This is a genomic window from Bradyrhizobium sp. (assembly GCF_016462955.1).
In the GTDB taxonomy this organism is placed as follows: Bacteria; Pseudomonadota; Alphaproteobacteria; order Rhizobiales; family Xanthobacteraceae; genus Bradyrhizobium.
This window is the reverse complement of sequence record NZ_JAEMSD010000876.1, coordinates 1-852: the sequence shown is the minus strand read 5'-3', so window position 1 is coordinate 852 and position 852 is coordinate 1. Positions and strand designations below refer to the sequence as shown.

Annotated in this window: 1 protein-coding gene; it reads left to right on the top strand. The window is 64.4% G+C overall.

Going from position 1 to position 852, the window contains the following annotated elements:
• Positions 1-325: 325 nt before the first annotated feature.
• Positions 326-852 (top strand): dienelactone hydrolase family protein (locus JHD07_RS39440; RefSeq protein WP_291632037.1); only part of this gene is annotated, 527 nt, incomplete at its 3' end.

Genomic DNA, 852 nt, shown 5'->3' with positions numbered 1-852 from the left:
GCGCAACATCGGCGGCAGCGGCCTGATCCCCTACCGCCATCGCCTGTTCCTGCAATTCCGCCATGGACGCCTGGCAGGATGGAAGGAAGATTACGGCGAGAACTGGATGTGGGAGTGAGGTCCCTTCCCTCATTTTGAGGAGCTTGCCACCCGGTCCGCGCGGAAGCGCGGCCGGATGATAAACTCCGCAAGCGTCTCGAAGGATGAAAGGCCCCCGCTGCCACGTCACGGGCCTCGCATCCTTCGAGACGCGCGCGAAGGGCGCGCTCCTCAGGATGAGGGGAGAGAACTGAATTCCGGATCGACAACCAAGAAGGACAACCGCGTGGGACAGGACATCAAGCTGACGGCCTCCGACAATTTCCAGCTCGGCGCCTATCGCGCCGATCCCGCAGGCAGCGCGAAGGGCGCGGTCGTGGTGATCCAGGAGATCTTCGGCGTCAATCATCACATCCGCTCGGTCTGCGATCGGTTGGCGGAGGAAGGCTATGTCGCGATCGCGCCGTCGATCTTCGACCGGACCTCGCCGAACTTCCAGTCGGGCTATTCGCCCGACGAGATCGCGGAGGCGCGCAAATTCGTCGCCAATCCGGACTGGACCGCGATGCTGCGCGACACGCAGGCTGCGATCGATGCGGTGAAAGACGCCGGCCCCGTCGGCATCATCGGCTTCTGTCTCGGCGGCAGCATCGCCTTCGTCGCGGCAACGCGGCTGTCGGGATTGAAGGCCGCGATCGGCTATTACGGCGGCGCGGTGGTGCGCTTTGCCGATGAAGCGCCGAAGGTGCCGACGCAGCTGCATTTCGGCGAGAAGGATGCCGGCATTCCGCTCGCCGACGTCGAGGCCATCAA